The organism is Bradyrhizobium sp. WYCCWR15520 (assembly GCF_056174665.1).
Window position 1 is genome coordinate 117,623 of the sequence record NZ_JBWBWM010000015.1, and the last position, 17,739, is coordinate 135,361.

Sequence of the window (17,739 nt, forward strand, 5' to 3'; positions counted from 1 at the left end):
CGATGAACCTGCGCTGCGTGCTCGACGGCGGACGCTACTATGAAGGGCCGCGCTGGCATGCGGGCCGGCTCTGGTTCGTCGACTGCATGGAGCGCACGCTGCTCAGCCTCTCCCCGTCAGGCGAATGCGAGCAGCATGCGAAACTCGACGACGACACGCCGTGCGGCCTCGGCGTGCTGCCGGACGGCACGGTGCTCGTGCTGACGATGTTCCGCAAGCGCCTCTTGGCCCACCGCGACGGCGCGCTGTCGCTTTACGCCGATCTCTCGGGAATCGCGACCGGCACCATCGACGACATGATCGTCGATGGGCTCGGCCGTGCCTATGTCGGCGATCTCGGCTTCGATCTGCCGCCACCGCCCGATCGCGGCGCTCCCGGCCGCATCCTTCTGGTGACGCCCGACGGCGCGGTCCGCGTCGTGGCCGAAGGCTTGCGGTTTCCCAACGGCATCGCCGTCTCGGCCGATCACAACCGGCTCGTCGTGGCCGAGATGGATGGCGGGTGTCTCGCCGATTACGACATTGCTGCCGACGGCAGCCTGAAGCTGCGTGGGCGCTTCGGCAGCATGAAATCTCCCGATGGCATCTGCCTTGATCAGGAAGGCGCGGTGTGGGTCGCAGCCTTCGAGGAAGACGCCTTCATTCGCCTCGACGCCGAGGGGCACGAATTGCAGCGAATAGAAGTCCCCGGCCGCCGGGGGCTTGCCTGCGCGCTCGGCGGCGCTGAGCGAAAAACGCTGTTCTGCCTGAGCGCAGCGACATCGTACGAAGAACTGCAGCAACGCAAATCATCCGCGCGGATCGACGTGGTCGATGTAGACGTTCCGGGCGCCGGTTATCCCTGACGCCTTTCCCGGAATATCCGCAGGGCAGATTAGTCGCGTAGGATGGGTGGGGCGAAACGATACCCATCAATTCTCAATCGGCTCGATCATCGCGACTCGCCCGCAAACGCCCGCCTCAACTCCGACAGCCGATCGAGCGCCGCCTGCGGCAATGGGCCTTTTTCGGTCGCGGCGAGCGCGTCTTCGAATTGTTGTGGCGTCGCCATGCCGACGAGGATCGTGCCCATCGCCGGGTGCGACAGTGCAAACCGCGTCGCGGCTTCCGTCAGGCTGGCCGCAAACCCCTCCTCGATCAGCGGCATCAGGCGGCGCGCGCGATCGATGTCGGCATCGTAGCTCAGCGCCGAACCGATCGGCTCCGGCGCCGCGCCCGCAATCGGGTGACGCTCGGCCGAGCCCGACAGCGCGCCGCCAGCCAGTACACGAATGCCCACGACACCAACGCCGGCCGCCTGGGTCGAATCGAACAATTGTCCATAGTCCTGCGCCGGATAGTTTTGCGGCAATGCGTCGGCGGCAGACGGATTGAGCATGTTGTAGACGACCTGAGCGCTATCGAAGACGCGGGCATCAATCACCTGATGCAGTGCCGCCGTGTCGCCGAGAGCCGTCAACCCGAGAAAACGAATCTTCCCCTGCTCGCGCAGCCGCTCAAACGCCGACACTACGCCGTCGAGCACCTGCCGGACGCTCAGCGCCGGCCCGCCGCCTTTCTCGGTGATCGGATTGTGCAAATGAAAGATGTCGACCCGGTCAAGCCGCAGCCGTGTCAGACTGCCTTCGAGCGAAGTCCTTACGGCCTCATCAATCCGGCCAACGTCGGCGGGCGACAGCCGCACCTTGGTGCCGACGACCACATCAGCCGGTTTCAGCTTCTGCAAAATGCGGCCAAGGTTCTTTTCGGATTCGCCATCGCCATACTGCACCGCAGTGTCGAAGTAATTGACGCCGACGTCGATCGCCCGCGCAACCGTCCGCTCCTGGTCGACCGCATCGCCGCGCACCATCAATCCACCCACCGCGCCGCAGCCAAAACCCAGCACCGAGAGCTGCAGTCCCGTCCGCCCAAAGACCCGCGTTTGCATTGGTGTTTCCTCCGGCTGAGTGGGAGATTATGCAGGGACGAGCGGCCGTTGCTCAACCCTGATATTCAGATCGTGGGGCGGATTAGCCGGCGCGGCGATATCGCGTCCTACTGCGGAGGTCGCAGCTCGATGCCGTAGCGAGCATAGATCCGCGCGATGGTGCCATCAGCCAGCAGGGCGTCGATTGCCGCGTCGACACGCGCTCGCAGCTTGTCGTCGGGGCGAAGCAGCCCGGCGGCAATATTCCAGTTCAAATCCTGATCGTTGTCGAACGCCGGAATCAGGCGCAACGGCTTGTCGGCATGCTGCAGGTTGAACCAACCGACCGTCATCGGTGTGACGGCGGCAGCCTCGATCTCGCGATTGGCCAACGCTGCGACAATATCGTCCTCGTACCCGAACGGAGACGTGGCGGCGCCGCCCTTGGCGAGCGTCATGGAGACCAGCGAGCCGACCGGCACCCCGACCCGCTGATCGGAACCGAGACTTGCCAGCGACGACGCCGGCGAATCCCCCCGCACCGCGAGCACGACGCCGCTGCGATGATAGGGGCGCGATACCTGCACACCGCCGGCGGGCGGTGTATCCTTGCGGGCGATGACGTCGAGCACGAGGTCGCAATCGGCGCGGCGATACTGGATCGCACTGACCACCCACTCCCGCGTCAGCTTGACGCCGAGTTGCTCGGCAATTTTCTCGCCGAGTTCAATTTGGAATCCCTGGACCGGTCCGGTCTTGCTTGCAAACGGCAGCGCGTTGGGGCTGGCGCAGAGCGTCAACGCGCCGCGCTCGATGACGGCTTCCAGCGAGCGGGCATCCGCCGAAGCGCTCGAGAGCATCAGCAACGAGAGGCTTGCCGCGTATCTGATGAGGCTATATTGCAGTTTCCACGCTGCGGTCCGGCAATCGCCATGTGCTCTAGTCATCGAGGCCTCGAATGTAGGCCAGGATGGCGATGATCTGGCCGTCACTGAACACCCCGCCATACGCGGGCATGGCGCCCGCCTTACCCTTCTTGATACGCTCGATGATGTACTCGTCGCTACGCTCGGACTTCGACAGCTTCGGACCTTTGCCAGCATGGCGGCCGCCATCCACGTGACAAAAGCCGCAGGTGGTTGCGAACATTTTCCCGCCTTCGATGTCGTCCGGCGAGGCTTCGGCTTGCGGCAGCGGATTTGCAGCGCCCGCTGGGGTGGACTGTTGGGCAAACGAGGTGGTCGGCAGCCATGGCCAGACGATGGCCAGGGAAGCAACAATTACGAACGGTATTCGCATTCCAGTATCCGTATTGACCGCAAGAGCGGCAACGTATTGACCGCAAGGGCGGCAATTGACCGGCAAGGGCGGCAAGGAAGATGGATCCCTGCCGCCCACGCCATCGTCACTGTCTGAGCGCGAAGACAATCAGGGCACCGGTATTCTTCGTCATGCTCTTGAACGGCTCGCCAAAGAGCGCGACAAATTCGTCGCTTACCAGGGTTCCCCAGCCCGCCGGTACGGCGATGTACTGCTTGCCACCGGCCATGTAGCTGATGATGCCGGCATTATGCCCGATGCCGTTGTTGCGCGACCAGAGCTCTTCGCCGGTGTCCGCATTGTAGGCGTGCACGATGCCTTCGGCGTCGGGCACGAATACCAGATTGCCCGCAGTGGCGAGAACGCTGGCGAGCGGCGGGTACTTGTAGTTGATCTCCCACTTCTTTTCGCCGGTTACCGGGTCGCGGGCGCTAAGATGACCACGGGCCGGTCCGTCTGGAGGCGGCACAGGCTTGAACGTGGCGCCGATGTGGAGCTGGGCCATCGGCTCCAGGATCGGCGTAGTCTTCTCGACGGTTATCTCCATGCACCACTCCTGCCCGATCCGGTAGAAGAGCCCGTTCTTCGGGCTGTAGGCGCCAGAGTTCCAGCTGATGCCGCCCATGACTGCCGGGCACAATGGCGGGTCCGCCTTGCCTTCCGCGAGGTCGCGGCGACCGATCAGTTCGCCGGTCTTCGGATCGATGCTCTTGACGAAGTTGATGTTCTTTACCAGCTGCCAGACGTTCTCGATCTTGGCGTTGGAACGATCATAGACGAAGATGTGTCCGCCCTTGTTGGCGTGCACGACGAGCTTCTTGCCGCCCCGGTCGATCATGACGAACTCGCCGACGGAAGAGTCGAAGTCCCAGGCATCGTGCGGCAGCTCCTGGTGGTAGAATTTGAGCTTTCCAGTATCGGGATCGAGCGCGATGACCGACGTCGTATAGAGATTCTCTCCCGGCCGCGGTCCGCTCTTCTTCCAGTCCGCGCCCGCCCAGTCATAGAGCGGCGCCGGGTTGGCGGTGCCCCACCACACCGAATTGGTTTCCGGGTCATAGGTTCCGGGCATCCAGCCGCCGCCGCCGCCGGTCCGCCAGGAGTCACCGCCCCAGGTCTTCATGGCCTCTTCGGTCCCGGCCACCGTGAAGAACTCCCATTTCTTCGCTCCGGTCTTGCCTTCGACGCCGAAGATCGGTCCGCGATGGGGCCATTCGCCGCCCTGGGCGCCGATGATCACCTTGTCCTTGACCACCAGCGGCGCGCCGGTGAAGCCGACGGTCATCTTCTTGGAATCCAGCAGCTTCGTATCCCACACCGGCTTGCCGGTCTTCAGATCGAGCGCGATCAGCCGCCCATCGACCGTACCGACGTAGAGATTGCCGTGCCCGATGGCGATGCCGCGGTTGTACGGCGAGTGCGTCTGCTTGGAGACCAGGTCCTCGTCGAGTTCCGGCGCATAGGCCCAGATTGTCCTGCCGGTCGCGCCGTCCAGCGCATAGACGCGGCTGTATGAGCCCGAATAGTACAGCACGCCGTCAAGGGCCAGCGGCGTTGACTGAATGCCGCGGGTGGCACGCTCGGGAAAATGCATCCAGGCGACTTCGAGATTCTTGACGTTGCCGGTATTGATCTGGTCGAGGCCGCTGTAATGGTAGGACTTGTAGGTGCCGTGATAGGTCGGCCAGTCGTTCTGGGCCGCCTCGGCATTCAGGGCCGCCTCTTGCGGCTGCGTCGGCACTTGAGCGCGCGTTGGCGAGGCCGCGACCAGGGCAGCCGCCGCCAGCGCGGCACAGCCGACGACATATCGTTCATGGAAAATCATCTGCGTCCTCCCTTTGTAGTTTGTTTGTTGGGCCGAATTTTCTCGCGACCCTTGCAAGGGATACTCTGTTGTCAAAGCCTCATAGGGTCAGGAGTTAGAGCTAGATGGCGTGGACGGGCGGAACGACCGTCGTGAGGAGACGGCAGCACTTCTTGTCGCCTGGGTGAGAAGCGGGCAGCGGTTCGGGCGAAGGATTTGTTTTCGGGGAGTGCACTATTCAGTGCACGGCGGCACATGCGACCGTTGCGTGGGCCGGCCTGCCCCATGCTGCCTCTGGCGATGTCGGTGCGGTGCACCATGACATGTCCCTCGATGCAACCGCTATTAGTTGACCGGATTGTTGTTTTTTTGTGGAGCGCCCGTCGGTTGCGGCAACCTTGAGCTGCTCCGGCTACGGCGCGGGGCGGGCTGGCGTCTGGTCCGCCGTAGCGAGGCTGCCCACGACACCTCGGACCAGCACCACGGTCTACCTTTCCATGGTCGTCCAGGCCTCGCCTTGACGCTGCACAAGTATTGGTCCGATCGCCATCGACGCGAAACGAGGATCTTGCGCTCGACATGCTGCGAGTGGTCAACTCGCTGATCGGAATACTCGTGCACTGCGGGGGAGAACAATGATGTTCAAGAAGATTGCGATCGTGGCTGGTTTGGGACTGGCGCTCTCCGCCACGGCGGAAGCCCAGACACCGCGCAAGGGCGGAACCATTCGCATGACGGCGCCCTATGGCTCGAGTTTCACCAGCATGGACATTCATACGACACAGCGGGCCCAGGACGAGATAGTCGCCAAAGGTCTGCATCGGTCGCTCTACATTTGGGACTCCGCGGAGGGCAAACCGGTTCCGGAGCTTGCCAAGGAGGTCATGGTCTCCGGTGGAGGTCTTGTTCATACCTTCAAGCTGCGCGACGACGCTTATTTCCACCACGGTCGCAGGATGACGGCTGACGACGTCATCTGGAGCTTCAATCGCATCATGGACGGCACCAAGGCCTATCCCGGCGCGCGTTTTGTCCGCGTGATCGAGGGCGCGGCCGAGGTCGAGAAGGGGCAAGCCAAGGAAATCTCGGGCTTAAAGAAGATCGACGACTTCACGCTCGAAATGAAGCTGACCGAGAAAGTCGATCCAGGTTTCTATTTCTTCACCGCGCTGACCTCGGTCTATCCCGCTGATGAGGGTACCAAGGAAGGCTTCATCCAGAAACCGATCGGCCTTGGGCCATTCAAGTTTGTCGAGCACGTGCCGGGATCGCGCGTCGTCCTCGAGCGATGGGACCGGTTCTACAAGCCAGGCAAGCCGTATGCCGACAAGCTCATCGTCTCGATCATGGGCGAAGCCGCGGCGCGCGATGTCGCCTTCCGCAACAAGGAAATCGACACTTCGGTGCTCGGGCCGGCGCAGTATGTCGCCTATCAGGCCGACCCCAACCTCAAGGGTACTATCGCTGAAGTCGCCGAGGTCTTCACGCGTCACATGGGGATGAACCCGGCATTCAAGCCGTTCGCCGACAAGCGAGTCCGGCAGGCGATCAACCACGCGATCGATACCGACCTGATCATCAGCAAGCTGGTCAAGAACAAGGCCTATCGCGCCACGAGCTGGCTGCCTCTGACCCCGACCTCGCCGCTCTACGACAAGGCCATGAAGCCCTACGCCTTCGATCCCGCGAAAGCGAAGCAGTTGCTTGCGGACGCCGGCTATCCCACAGGCTTTGAATTCGAATGGACGACCAGTCAGAATGAAAGCTGGGGTCTGCCGATCGTCGAGGCCATTATCCCGATGCTGGACCGGGTGGGCATCAAGGTGAAGGTCAAGCAGGTCGAGACCGCGGTGCTGGCGGAGGCAATTAAGAAGGGCGACTTCCAGGCCTATGTCTATTCCATGGCGACAGGTCCGGATCCCCAGGCGGCGCTGAAATGCTTCCATTCATCGACACCGCAATCGGCCTGCAACTACACGGCCTTCAAGAACGCGGACTTCGACAAGATGATCGATGAGGCCGGGCAGACCGACGATTCCGCCAAGCGCGTCCAGCTGCTGCAAAAAGCCAATGCCCTGCTCTATGACGAAGCGCCGGTCTGGTTCTTCAACTACAACAAGGCGGTCATGGCGGTGCAGCCCTGGCTCAAGGGTGTTCAGTTGAATGCGACGGAACTGACCCATCAAAACGTCGAAGACCTCTGGGTCGATGAAACCTCGCCCGCGAAGTGACGCGCGCGCTCACCCTCCCTCCATCGCAAAAAACGATGGCGGGAGGGAGGAACAGTTCCAATGCTCGCCTTCCTGATCCGTCGAATCCTGCAAACCGTTCCGACCGTGCTGGCTGTGGTGCTGGTGATCTTTGTGCTGTTCAGCGTCGTTCCGGGCAGCATCGTATCGAGCATGAACGATGACGGCCGGGGTCCGACCGACCCGCAGGTCGTGGAGCGCATGAAAAAGCAGCTCGGACTCGACGATCCCGTCTACGTCCGCTTCGGCGCCTACATTGCCAAGCTCGCGACGGGGGATTTGGGGACGTCGTTCCGGACGCGCGAGCCGGTCACGACCATGCTCGCCAAGCGGATGGGGCCGACGCTGCAATTGATATTCGCCGCCATGACGTTTGCGATTGTGATCGGCGTACCGCTCGGCTTCATCGCAGCGCTAAAACCGGGCAGCATCGTCGACACGATCTCGATGGTCTTGGCGGTGTCGGGCCTTTCGATGGCCAAGTTCTGGCTGGGGCTGCTGCTGATGTACCTGTTCGCGTTGAAACTCGGCTGGCTGCCGAGTTTTGGCTATGGCGATGGGGGGCTCAAATATCTGATCCTGCCTGCGGTGACACTCGGCGTCTCGCCTATGGCGCTGCTGGCACGGACGACGCGCGCCGCGGTTCTCGAGATCATGACCGCCGATTTCGTTCGGACGGCGCGCTCGAAGGGCATGAGCGAGACCCGGGTCGTGAAGTGGCATGTGATGCGCAATGCTCTCGTCATCATTCTCACGACGATCGGCCTGCAATTCGGCGCGTTGATGGGCCAGGCGGTCGTGGTCGAGAAATTGTTCTCCTGGCCGGGCATCGGTTCGCTGCTCGTCGACAGTGTGCTGCAGCGCGACATTCCTGCCGTCCAAGGCTCTATTTTCGTTGTGGTGCTGTTCTTTCTCGCGACCAATATGTTGATTGACGTGCTCTATGGCGTGATCGATCCCAGGATCAGATACGCATGAGTGCCGGCCGGCTCTATCATGCCTGTGCGCGATTGACTGAACCGCCTGCCGCGGCCGGGCGACCGCGATGAAGCTCGGAGCCAGTCTCATCATCGGCGGGGCGTTGTTCGCGCTTGCAATCTTCGTCGGCCTGTTCGCGCCCTGGCTGGCGCATACGGATCCTGTCATGGATGCCAATCTCATGAATGCAGAAGAGCCGCCGAGCTGGGTCTGGTGGTTCGGCACCGATGCGCAGGGCCGCGACATTTACTCCCGCGTCGTGCACGGCGCGCGCATCTCGCTGACGGTCGGCATCGTCTCGCAGTTGGTCAACAGCGTCATCGGCGTGACGCTGGGCCTGACCGCGGGCTATTGGGGCGGCTGGTGGGACGACTTCGTCAACGGGCTGACCAACCTCATGCTCGCGATCCCCTCGCTGATCTTCGCGCTTGCCATCATGGCGGTGCTTGGACCCGGCCTGACCAGCCTGCTGATCGCGCTCGGGCTGACCAACTGGTCCTTTACCTGCCGGATCGCACGTGCCTCGACGCTATCGCTCAAGAGCCAGGGCTATGTGCAGGCCGCAAGGGTGCTCGGCTACGGCGATTTGCGCATCATGATCACACAGCTGCTGCCGAACATGCTCGGACCCATCATTGTGATCGGCACGCTGGGCATGGGCGGCGCGGTATTGGCCGAAGCCTCGCTTTCGTTCCTCGGCCTCGGAATCCGCCCGCCCTATCCAAGCTGGGGCAGCATGCTGTCAGAAGCCCGCGACCAGATCACAACGGCGCCGTGGCTCTCGATTTTCCCGGGCCTCGCGATATTCCTGACGGTGCTCGGCCTCAATCTGCTCGGCGATGGCTTGCGTGACATTCTCGATCCACAGTCGCGGAGCCGGCGCACATGACGGGCCCTCCCCTGATCGAAATCGAAGATCTGCGCATCGATCTCGATGTCGGATCGAGCCATGTTGCGGCGGTCGAGGATGTTTCGTTCCGCATCGATCGTGGCGAGACATTCGGCCTTGTCGGCGAATCCGGCAGCGGCAAGAGTATCACGGCGCTCGCGCTGATCGGCCTGTTGCGCCAGCCGCTTTCGATCGGCGCCGGCGCCATACGATTTGAGGGCCGGGAGATCCAGGGACTACCGGCGGCCGAGCAACGCGCGCTGCGCGGCCATCGCATCGCCATGATCTTCCAGGAGCCGATGACGGCGCTTAATCCGGTCTCGCCCGTCGGCCGGCAGATCGCCGAAATGTTCGTGCTGCACAAGGGCAAGAGCTGGCGGGAAGCAAACCAACTCGCCGTCGAGGCGCTCGCGAGCGTCCGCGTCCCTGCACCCGAGCGGCGGGTGCACGATTACCCGCACCAGCTTTCGGGCGGCATGCGTCAACGCGTGATGATCGCCATCGCACTCGCATGTGGGCCTGATCTTCTGATCGCCGATGAGCCGACAACCGCGCTCGACGTGACGGTGCAGGCGGAGATCATCGAGCTGATGCGGAATTTATGCGCCGAAAGAGGTACGGCTATTTTGATGATCAGCCACGATCTGGGCCTGGTTGCCAATGTCTGCCGCCGCGTCGCTGTCATGTACGCCGGTCGCATTGTCGAGGAGCGCGGCTCGGCCGATATCTTCCGCGCATGCGCGCATCCCTATACGCAGGGCCTGGTCGACTCGCTGCCCCGGTTGGGGAGTCGCGCAGCACTGGGCCGAACGCGGCTCAGGGAGATCGCGGGCGTCGTGCCGGCAATCGCGGATTTCCCGAGCGGCTGCCGGTTCAATCCGCGTTGCACGCGGGCGACCGACATTTGCCGGACCACCGCGCCGGAGACGACGTTGCTCGGTGCAGGCGGATTCGTCAGGTGCCATCACCATGCATGAGCCTGCGGGAAGATTTGGTGACGATGTCATCCTCAGCGTGGAGGATCTCGCGGTCCATTTTCCGGTTGGTGGCGGCTTGCTGGGCGGCGGTCGGCGGCTGTTGCGTGCGGTCGACGGCATCGATCTCGAACTGAAGCGCGGTGAATGCCTTGGTCTCGTTGGCGAATCCGGTTGTGGCAAATCCACTGTCGCGCTTTCGATACTTGGCCTGCAGATGCCGACGCGAGGCCGCATCGTGCTGGACGGGCAGGTCGTGACGGGCCGGCAATCGGGCGATCGAAAAGCGTTGGCCCGCATCGTGCAAATCGTGTTTCAGGATCCCTACGCCTCCCTCAATCCACGCCAGACCGTTCGTCGCACGCTTGAAGCCCCGCTGCGCCTGCATGGTGTGACGGCCAAAAGCGAGATCGAGGAACGCGTCGCGACGATGCTCAGGCACGTGGGCCTCCGGCCCGAACAAGCTGGCCGCTACCCGCATGAATTCTCGGGCGGCCAGCGTCAGCGCATCGGCATCGCTCGCGCGCTGATCCTCAATCCCAAAATTGTCATCTGCGACGAACCTGTATCGGCGCTGGATGTCTCTATCCGTGCCCAGATCATCAATCTTCTGCTGGAATTGAAGGATACTCTCGGCCTCTCCTACATCATGATCAGCCACGACCTCGGCGTTGTCGAGCACATGAGCGACAGGGTCGCCGTGATGTATCTCGGCCGCATTGTCGAAACAGGCGACTGGCGCGAAATCTTCGAACGGCCGGCGCACCCGTATACGCGAACCCTTATCGCCGCCATTCCCGATCCGCTACGCCATGCACCGCTCGCGACGACAAAGGGCGAGCTTCCCAATCCGCTAAGTCCGCCAGAGGGATGTGCGTTCAGTCCGCGCTGTCGTTACGCGGAAGCGGTGTGTCATCGTGAGCCTGTGCCGCCGCTTGAAACGCGGCCTGACGGGCACTCGGTCCGCTGCTGGCGAGCCGACGAGATTGCCGGTCAGACGGCGTTGGCCTCACACTAACCCTTCGGCGACCAGCCATAGGCCTTGGCGCAGGCGCCGCCCATCAGCATCGCCCGCTCGGTGTCGCTCAAGCGGCTCGTCTTGAGGAAGGGCTCGACGGCCTGCTCGTAATTGACGACGGCGAACGCGCGCGTCCAGTCCGTGCCCCACAGGCAGCGATCGAAACCCCAGGCATCGAACACGCGGGCCAGCGGGTCCCAGATATCGGGATAAGGATACGGCTCGCGCGACAGCGTGCAGGCACCGCTGACCTTGATCACGGCGTTCGGCCGCCTGGCGAGGTCCAGCACCTTCGGAAGGTCGGCCCACGGCTCAGGCGGCGCCGGCGGCACGCGTGGCTGCAGGATGCCGAGATGGTCGATGATGAAGCGCGTGTCTGGATGGCGATCGATCAGCACCCTGCCCGCGTCCAGATTGTCCCAGCACAGCAGGTTGACCGGAAAATCATGGCGAACCGCCGCGCGCGCGATCCGGTCGAGGCCGGGATCATCAGGCGCGCGCGCCGCCTCCTTCCTCAGCATGATGCGGATTCCGACCGCGCCCGGCGTCTTCTTCCATTCGGCGACGATTTCGGCCACGCCAGCATCATCAGGATCGACCGGCTTGACGATGGCGAGCCGGCCCGGATGCGCCCGCTGCACTTCCACGGCATAGCTGGCGTCGTAGCGGTACAACGAAAACGCCGAGATGAAGATCGCGCCGTCGACGCCAACCTTGTCCATCGCCGCCACCATCTCGTCCCCCGTGACGTGATCGGGCCAGTTCGGCACGGTGTGCCAGGGCCGCTTCGGACTGTTCGCCTCATAGGCATGAACCTGTGAATCGATGATCGGCATCGGCGCCTCCGCTGTTTAGCCGGCGATCTTGGACAATGCGGCCTGCCCATGTCCAGATGCCAGGGACGCGGCACAGCAATGCGCCGGGCGGCGCGCAGGCGTGGACCAGCGATGGAAGGCGGAAACACCATCCGCCATTCTGTTTGAGAAGCGCCGGCAGGTTACGAGAGAGCCGGTCATCGGGCCGCGCGCTGCGCAAACCCGTTAGCGCGCGCCGGCGTCGGAAACAGGCTTGCTTCTACTCAAGGCATCAATGCGCTTGGCTTCGGCCACATCGGAAAATGCACCCTTCTGATCGCCCATACGGTGCAGGACAATCCCGCGATCAACATAGCAGTCCGAACAAGCGGGATCCTGCTGGATCGCCAGATCGAAATTGGCCAAAGCGATGTACAGATCCCCGCTACGATATGCCGAGCTGCCTCGTTCTCGATAATATTTGACGTCTTTGGGCTTCGAGTCAGTAGTCGGGACAACATCTCTTGCAGCAGAAGCACTGCCTGTCGTCACCGCGGGTGAAACGCTGGCCACCTTGGTCGGCTCTTTGAGGTCCTGCGGATTCAGGTCCGCCCCGACATCTTCAGGCTTGTCGCCTGGGCTGGCTCGCTCCTGTGAAGATAGTTCGGTCGATCTGCCGGCGACTGTCTGCACTGGTTCGTACCTGGATATCTCAGTCACCGCTGCGGAAGCGAGCGGCAGCCTTTCCACAGGCTTAAGTAGCAGGTAGCCGCCGATAAACACTGTCGCCGCAACCGCACTCGCCATCGCGTCAACGCCGAGCCTGCGGATGGCGGCGGCGAAGGCACTGCGCTTTGGCTTCTGTCGCTGCTGCCGGCGCGCGGCCTCGAGCAGCCGATCATAGGCATCTCGTTGCCGTTGATCGCTCAGAATGGCGTTAGCACGCACGATCCGCCGAAACGTGTGTGCAGCTTCCGGATTACCGGGATTGAGGTCAGGATGGTTCGCCTTAACGGCCTTGCGAAATGCAACTCGCAAATCTTCCGCGTCGTCGTCCGGAAGTGCGCCAACAATATCGTAAAGAGTTTTCATAACTACTCTCTAAAAAATTAATACTCTTTCCTCCCCAGCAAAGCACAGTAAAATCGAATCCCACCGGCGAAAACGTGAAACGGCGGCACGGCAAAAGAACGACAAAATTAAGGACGAACGCCACACCATTGTCATCTGGAAGACACAGGGCTTACGCCTCGACAGTGGATGTTGAGCACAATCTAGAAGTGCGCGCCGCACCTGTGCACGGGTCATGCGAAGCGCAACCGACACGCAGTCGGCGGTGAGGCGCTGGCTACCCTGGGTTGCTACCGGACTGGCGTTCGCTGTCGAGCCGGCTCGATTTCGCACGTAGCTGACGCCTGCAGCAAGATCAGGCGGTCGCGCGCAGCCTTCTCTGCATCCTGATAGCACTGTCGCTCGTACTCGACCTTCAAGCGGGCCCACCGATCCGGATCCACAGTCTTCAGGTCGGATATTTTGAACTCGCAATCGGGCGCAGGCTGTGGGGAAAGCAGCGCCGGGTCCGGCCGCCGAATTCTTGGCTCCGAATATCGACGCTGTTCAGAGGGGCGGCGGGCGCGCACGACCGCACGGGTGGGAGACGCTTTGACTTCGCGCTGGGCTGGATTGAATTCACGCGGCGCGGGATTGCGCGCGCAACCGGCGACCGAGATCGAGAACAGGACAGCGCAGGCGGCCAGCAACTTTGGGGCGTGCGATTTCAAGCTGGCGGCATGCAGCCGCCCGGTTAGAAGCCCGCAAGAATCCTGAGCACGAAACGCTGCACCAGCGATCGCCATGACAATGCTTCCGTAGCAACGCGAGCCGTGTTGGAGCTGCCGATCAAAAATGAAATGCCGCGAGAAACGCGGCGATCATGAACGGAAAATTTGAATTGAACTCTAATAATTACGATGAATGAAACCTAAATCATCCGCGGTGGCGACCGGCTCGTTGATGACCGAAGGCGCCTTCAACTGATCTCGCCGAGCAAGGCCTTGGCCTTTCGCAGATCACTTGTGTCAAAGCCTTCGGTGAACCAATCGTAGATGGGCGCGAGAAGGTCGCGTGCCATTTTCCGTTTGCCCTGACAGTTCAAGAGCCGCGCCGAGCTGGTGGCCGCGCGCAATTCCCACGATTTTGCATGCTGCGCTCGCGCAATGGCCAGGGAATGCTCGAAATACGCTTGCGCCTTCGCCTCGTCCCGCTGCGGCCATCTGAGCGCGATTTCACCGGCGACACGATGAGCCTCAGCCTCGCACCATCTTTCCTTGGTTTCCCGCATCGCTGTCATTGCGTTGCCGATGCAGCGCCAGGCATCATCGAATTGGCCGGAATCCGCATGCGCAATTGCCAGCATGAACTCCTGCTCCGGCGTAAATATCGTCGATCCGGCCGACCGCCATAAATCAATACCCGTCGAGACGGTCTCGACCGCTTTCGCGGCTCCCGTGAGGGTCAGGATATAGCCCCGCCGCAACACGCCTTCCGCTTTCCGGAACGGAGCGCTCTTCTCCTCCGCCAGCGCGACAAGCTCTTTGAGATGCGTATTTGCCGCGTGGTAATTCCCGCAATAGGTATTAACAAGGATCGGAAAGTTCAGCGTAAACATCAACGTGGCCGCATGATCGATCTGGCGCGCTTCCATCAGCGCGCAGTCTGCGTCGTTCAGCGCAGCCTGGGGATAGCCGAGCAGCCATGAGGCCATTGAACGGAAGGCCAGGCACGTCACCCGCAGGTCCTGGCCAAATCGCGTCATCAATCGGCGGTGCTCGGCAGGACGATAGAGGGCGAGGGCTTCGTTGTAGTGCACCTTCGCCCCCACGAGGTCTCCCCTCAGCGCGAGCGTACTCGCCATGGTGCGGTGCCCGATCATGCGCGGCACCGCCGCCCCCTCGTTCTCGCCGAGCGCCAGAAACCGAGCCGCGAGCTCACGCGCAACGTCACCATTAAAGTTTATGAAATTGACGATCCACTGCCCAAAGAGGGTTGAGAGCAGCAACGAGGGGTCATCGAGAGACTCTCCAAGCTGTTCCGCTTGCTCGATAAACGCCCTCGCCTGCGCCACGGCAGTCTTGGTTTCGGGCGCGCCGTATCCCTTGACATGCATCAGCGTGTTCAAGAGCGCAACTTGCAGGATGATCTGCTCGCGCCGCAGGTCGGGCGTGCTGGGCAAGGTTGCTATTTGCGCCAGAGCCTGGTCAAGCTGTTCTGCTGCTTCGATCAGCGCCGAGCGCTCCTGTGACCGCTGTCCCGCCTTGCCCCACAGACGCGCTGACTTCTCGATCAGGTCGGCCTTTGTGTAGTGACGAGCGAGTAGTTCGGGCTGGCTATCGGCTATTTCCGGAAACTGGCTTTCAAGGATTTCGGCGATGCGCGCATGCAGCGCGCGCCTCGGCTCTCGCAGCAGCGTATTGTAGGCAACGTCCTGCACCAGCGCATGCTTGAACAGGTAGCTCGCATGCGGCGGGGTGCCGTGTCGAAACAGCAGACCCGCCGCAACGAGCCGTTCGAGGTCGGAGTCCAGTTCTTCCTTTGGCTTTCGCACAAGCGCAGCCAGCAACATCTGGGAAAATGCCCGGCCGATCGCCGCGCCGACCTGCGCGATGTCTTTCGCCGGGCCGAGCCGGTCGAGCCGCGACATCAGAGAAGCCTGCAGGCTCGCCGGAACCGCCACGACAGGCGTCGGCGTCCCCGCAAAGGTCCGCTGCACATCACTCTCGCCCTCAGCGTCCAGCACCGCTTTGGTCATCTCCTCGGCGAACAGTGGAATGCCGTCGGTGCGCTCGATAATGTCCTGGCGGATACCCACCGGCAGCGATCGGTTGCCGACGACTCCCTCGATCAGGAAATCGATGTCGCGCGGCGCCAGCCGATTGAGGGTCAACTCAGTCACGTGCGGCCGTCCAGTCAAGGGCGGGCTGAATTCCGGCCTGAAAGTAACGAGTATCAGGAGCCGGTGACTGACGGCCAGGTCCGCCGTCCGGGCGAATAGTTCGAGGCTGGTTGGATCGGCCCAATGCGCATCTTCGAAAATCACCAGCACGGGATTGATCCGCGCCAGCGCCTCGATTTGCGAAGCAAGAGCTTTCAGTGTTTGCTGACGACGGAGCTGCGGCTCGACTTCAACCGGAGGGTAGCGTCCATCGTTGGGCAGCGACAGCAGTTCGGCAAACAGCGCCGCATCCTGAGGTGGCGTGGAGCTTTGCGCCAGCAACGCGTCAAGCTTGTCCCTTTTTACTTGCTGGCTGTCATCGTGAGCAAAGCGAGCGGCGCGCAACATCTCGCCGATCACCGGATAGAGCGTGCTGTCGGTATGCTGCGGTGAGCAGAAGCAACGCACACGTATGTGCGGCTCGCGAGCAAGCTGTTCCAGCAGCGCGACGGTGAGCCGTGATTTGCCGATCCCCGCTTCACCGGAGAGCAGCACCACCTGACCTTCGCCACCCTTGGCCCGCTTCCATCGGCTCAGAAGCAGCTCCATTTCTTCATCACGACCGATCAGCGGCAGCAAGTCGCGGCTTTGGAGAGCGTGCGATCGGCTGGTCACCGCTGTCTTGCCTGCGACTTGCCAGGCAGCGACTGGTTTTGCCAATCCCTTGATCTCGACCTTACCGAGATCGAGATACTCGAACTGCGGTCCCGCGATCGTCTTTGTGCGGCCCGAGATAACAACACAGCCGGGCTCGGCGAGCGATTGCAGTCGGGCGGCAAGATTCGGCGTATCGCCGAGGATGCCATGCTCCTCGGAAATCGCGCTATCAGACATGTCACCGACAATCGCAACGCCAGTTGCAACGCCGACGCGCGCGCTCAACTTCTCTTTCGCCGGCAAGGCGGCAATCGCCTGCACCAGTGCGAGACTGGCCTGAACCGCGCGCTCCGCGTCGTCCTCGTGCGCGTGAGGATAGCCAAAACATACGACCGCGCCGTCCCCATGATGTCGCGCGACAAAGCCGTCGAAGCGGGCAACGGTTTCAGCAATGCAGCGCCGGTAGCCGGCGATGATTGCGCTGAAGTCTTCGGGATCCAGCCTCGCGGAAAGTTCAGTCGACCCGACCAGATCACAAAACAGTACGGTAAGCTGCCGGCGCTCGATCGGCCGCGCGTCACGCGCCGTCGTTGCCACCGCGTGAGACTCCACGCGTAATTTGGTCCCGCAGTCGCCGCAAAACCTGTTCAGGGCCGGGTTCGCCACGCCGCAGGTCGGACAACGCCGCACGACCGCCGCTCCGCACTGGCCACAGAATTTTCTTTGCTCCGGGACTTCGGCTGCGCAATTCGTGCAGTGCATCCGTACCTCAACGGACATCAATAACGCCAATACGATGCGTCGAAAGTCGAGCGACCCATATGATCTTGGTCACAACTCCGGGTCATCGGTCTCAGGGTTCCACAATGATTCTAAATCGGAAGCCAGCGTTTGGAGTTGACCATGTCAGGCCCACCTCTAAAGCGTGGCGGTGCTGCGAGATCGCAACGGGTGTTTTCGCAGGATGGGTAGAGAGCGCAGCGAAACCCATCGCCGGTGTGAACGGACGCATTGATTGATATCGCGGAGCCTGTCATCGGGCGCGCGTTCGCGCGACCCGTTGGCTCCCCATCCTACGAACCGCAACCGAACGACCTGCAGGTGCTCGTCATTCGTGCACGCGCCGGTGCGGTCGCGATACCGAAACGCAACAGGCGACCACAATCAGATCGCAGGATCAGAGTTGTAATGAAGGAACCAGCCAGACTCAGGTTAG

14 protein-coding genes are annotated in these 17,739 nt (G+C 62.2%); 6 read left to right on the forward strand and 8 right to left on the reverse strand.

What is annotated here, in order from left to right:
* Positions 1-2: 2 nt before the first annotated feature.
* On the forward strand, positions 3-845 hold the full coding sequence (locus AC0QUY_RS18875) for an SMP-30/gluconolactonase/LRE family protein (RefSeq protein ID WP_475387909.1): 843 nt from the start codon (positions 3-5) through the stop codon (positions 843-845).
* A gap of 86 nt (positions 846-931) precedes the next feature.
* On the opposite strand, the gene AC0QUY_RS18880 is transcribed toward AC0QUY_RS18875, so the two are convergent.
* The 4 genes from AC0QUY_RS18880 to AC0QUY_RS18895 all read right to left on the reverse strand — a co-directional run bounded on the left by AC0QUY_RS18880 (position 932) and on the right by AC0QUY_RS18895 (position 5,054).
* A complete protein-coding gene (locus AC0QUY_RS18880; protein ID WP_475387910.1) occupies positions 932-1,930 on the reverse strand; it encodes an aldo/keto reductase in 999 nt (332 codons plus the stop codon).
* Between the two features lie 107 nt (positions 1,931-2,037).
* A complete protein-coding gene (locus AC0QUY_RS18885; RefSeq protein ID WP_475387911.1) occupies positions 2,038-2,856 on the reverse strand; it encodes a substrate-binding periplasmic protein in 819 nt (272 codons plus the stop codon).
* The gene (locus AC0QUY_RS18890) at positions 2,849-3,208 is read right to left on the reverse strand and encodes a c-type cytochrome (protein ID WP_475387912.1); all 360 of its coding nucleotides are present in this window, start codon (positions 3,206-3,208) and stop codon (positions 2,849-2,851) included. The genes AC0QUY_RS18885 and AC0QUY_RS18890 overlap by 8 nt, the downstream gene beginning before the upstream one ends.
* A gap of 106 nt (positions 3,209-3,314) precedes the next feature.
* A complete protein-coding gene (locus AC0QUY_RS18895; RefSeq protein WP_475387913.1) occupies positions 3,315-5,054 on the reverse strand; it encodes an outer membrane protein assembly factor BamB family protein in 1,740 nt (579 codons plus the stop codon).
* A 614-nt stretch (positions 5,055-5,668) separates the two neighbouring features.
* Between AC0QUY_RS18895 and AC0QUY_RS18900 the strand changes: the two genes are divergently transcribed.
* From AC0QUY_RS18900 to AC0QUY_RS18920, 5 genes are all read left to right on the forward strand, one after another.
* Entirely contained in the window at positions 5,669-7,264 is a 1,596-nt protein-coding gene (locus AC0QUY_RS18900) for an ABC transporter substrate-binding protein (protein ID WP_475387914.1), read from the forward strand.
* 60 nt (positions 7,265-7,324) lie between these two features.
* A complete protein-coding gene (locus AC0QUY_RS18905; RefSeq protein ID WP_475387915.1) occupies positions 7,325-8,260 on the forward strand; it encodes an ABC transporter permease in 936 nt (311 codons plus the stop codon).
* Between the two features lie 67 nt (positions 8,261-8,327).
* Entirely contained in the window at positions 8,328-9,149 is an 822-nt protein-coding gene (locus AC0QUY_RS18910) for an ABC transporter permease (protein WP_475387916.1), read from the forward strand.
* On the forward strand, positions 9,146-10,126 hold the full coding sequence (locus AC0QUY_RS18915) for an ABC transporter ATP-binding protein (RefSeq protein ID WP_475387917.1): 981 nt from the start codon (positions 9,146-9,148) through the stop codon (positions 10,124-10,126). The genes AC0QUY_RS18910 and AC0QUY_RS18915 overlap by 4 nt, the downstream gene beginning before the upstream one ends.
* Positions 10,119-11,141 (forward strand): ABC transporter ATP-binding protein, encoded by a 1,023-nt coding sequence (locus AC0QUY_RS18920; protein ID WP_475387918.1) that lies wholly within the window; start codon positions 10,119-10,121, stop codon positions 11,139-11,141. Before AC0QUY_RS18915 ends, AC0QUY_RS18920 begins: the two co-directional genes overlap by 8 nt.
* Here AC0QUY_RS18920 and AC0QUY_RS18925 read toward each other — a convergent pair.
* From AC0QUY_RS18925 to AC0QUY_RS18940, 4 genes are all read right to left on the reverse strand, one after another.
* A complete protein-coding gene (locus tag AC0QUY_RS18925; protein WP_475387919.1) occupies positions 11,138-11,977 on the reverse strand; it encodes an amidohydrolase family protein in 840 nt (279 codons plus the stop codon). The genes AC0QUY_RS18920 and AC0QUY_RS18925 overlap by 4 nt on opposite strands.
* 204 nt (positions 11,978-12,181) lie before the next feature.
* Positions 12,182-13,027 (reverse strand): DnaJ domain-containing protein, encoded by an 846-nt coding sequence (locus AC0QUY_RS18930; protein WP_475387920.1) that lies wholly within the window; start codon positions 13,025-13,027, stop codon positions 12,182-12,184.
* 269 nt (positions 13,028-13,296) lie between these two features.
* Complete coding sequence (locus tag AC0QUY_RS18935; protein WP_475387921.1) at positions 13,297-13,791, reverse strand: hypothetical protein; 495 nt, start codon at positions 13,789-13,791, stop codon at positions 13,297-13,299.
* Between the two features lie 173 nt (positions 13,792-13,964).
* Positions 13,965-17,303 (reverse strand): AAA family ATPase, encoded by a 3,339-nt coding sequence (locus tag AC0QUY_RS18940; protein WP_475387970.1) that lies wholly within the window; start codon positions 17,301-17,303, stop codon positions 13,965-13,967.
* Positions 17,304-17,739: the final 436 nt, after the last annotated feature.

Bases quoted from the DNA above. Each gene is read 5' to 3' on its own strand.
- AC0QUY_RS18920 (WP_475387918.1), top strand. From the start codon at position 10,119: ATGCATGAGCCTGCGGGAAGATTTGGTGACGATGTCATCCTCAGCGTG.
- AC0QUY_RS18930 (WP_475387920.1), bottom strand. From the start codon at position 13,027: ATGAAAACTCTTTACGATATTGTTGGCGCACTTCCGGACGACGACGCG.
- AC0QUY_RS18880 (WP_475387910.1), bottom strand. From the start codon at position 1,930: ATGCAAACGCGGGTCTTTGGGCGGACGGGACTGCAGCTCTCGGTGCTG.
- AC0QUY_RS18900 (WP_475387914.1), top strand. From the start codon at position 5,669: ATGATGTTCAAGAAGATTGCGATCGTGGCTGGTTTGGGACTGGCGCTC.
- AC0QUY_RS18890 (WP_475387912.1), bottom strand. From the start codon at position 3,208: ATGCGAATACCGTTCGTAATTGTTGCTTCCCTGGCCATCGTCTGGCCA.
- AC0QUY_RS18925 (WP_475387919.1), bottom strand. From the start codon at position 11,977: ATGCCGATCATCGATTCACAGGTTCATGCCTATGAGGCGAACAGTCCG.
- AC0QUY_RS18915 (WP_475387917.1), top strand. From the start codon at position 9,146: ATGACGGGCCCTCCCCTGATCGAAATCGAAGATCTGCGCATCGATCTC.
- AC0QUY_RS18885 (WP_475387911.1), bottom strand. From the start codon at position 2,856: ATGACTAGAGCACATGGCGATTGCCGGACCGCAGCGTGGAAACTGCAA.
- AC0QUY_RS18910 (WP_475387916.1), top strand. From the start codon at position 8,328: ATGAAGCTCGGAGCCAGTCTCATCATCGGCGGGGCGTTGTTCGCGCTT.
- AC0QUY_RS18875 (WP_475387909.1), top strand. From the start codon at position 3: ATGAACCTGCGCTGCGTGCTCGACGGCGGACGCTACTATGAAGGGCCG.
- AC0QUY_RS18905 (WP_475387915.1), top strand. From the start codon at position 7,325: ATGCTCGCCTTCCTGATCCGTCGAATCCTGCAAACCGTTCCGACCGTG.
- AC0QUY_RS18935 (WP_475387921.1), bottom strand. From the start codon at position 13,791: ATGGCGATCGCTGGTGCAGCGTTTCGTGCTCAGGATTCTTGCGGGCTT.
- AC0QUY_RS18895 (WP_475387913.1), bottom strand. From the start codon at position 5,054: ATGATTTTCCATGAACGATATGTCGTCGGCTGTGCCGCGCTGGCGGCG.
- AC0QUY_RS18940 (WP_475387970.1), bottom strand. From the start codon at position 17,303: ATGTCCGTTGAGGTACGGATGCACTGCACGAATTGCGCAGCCGAAGTC.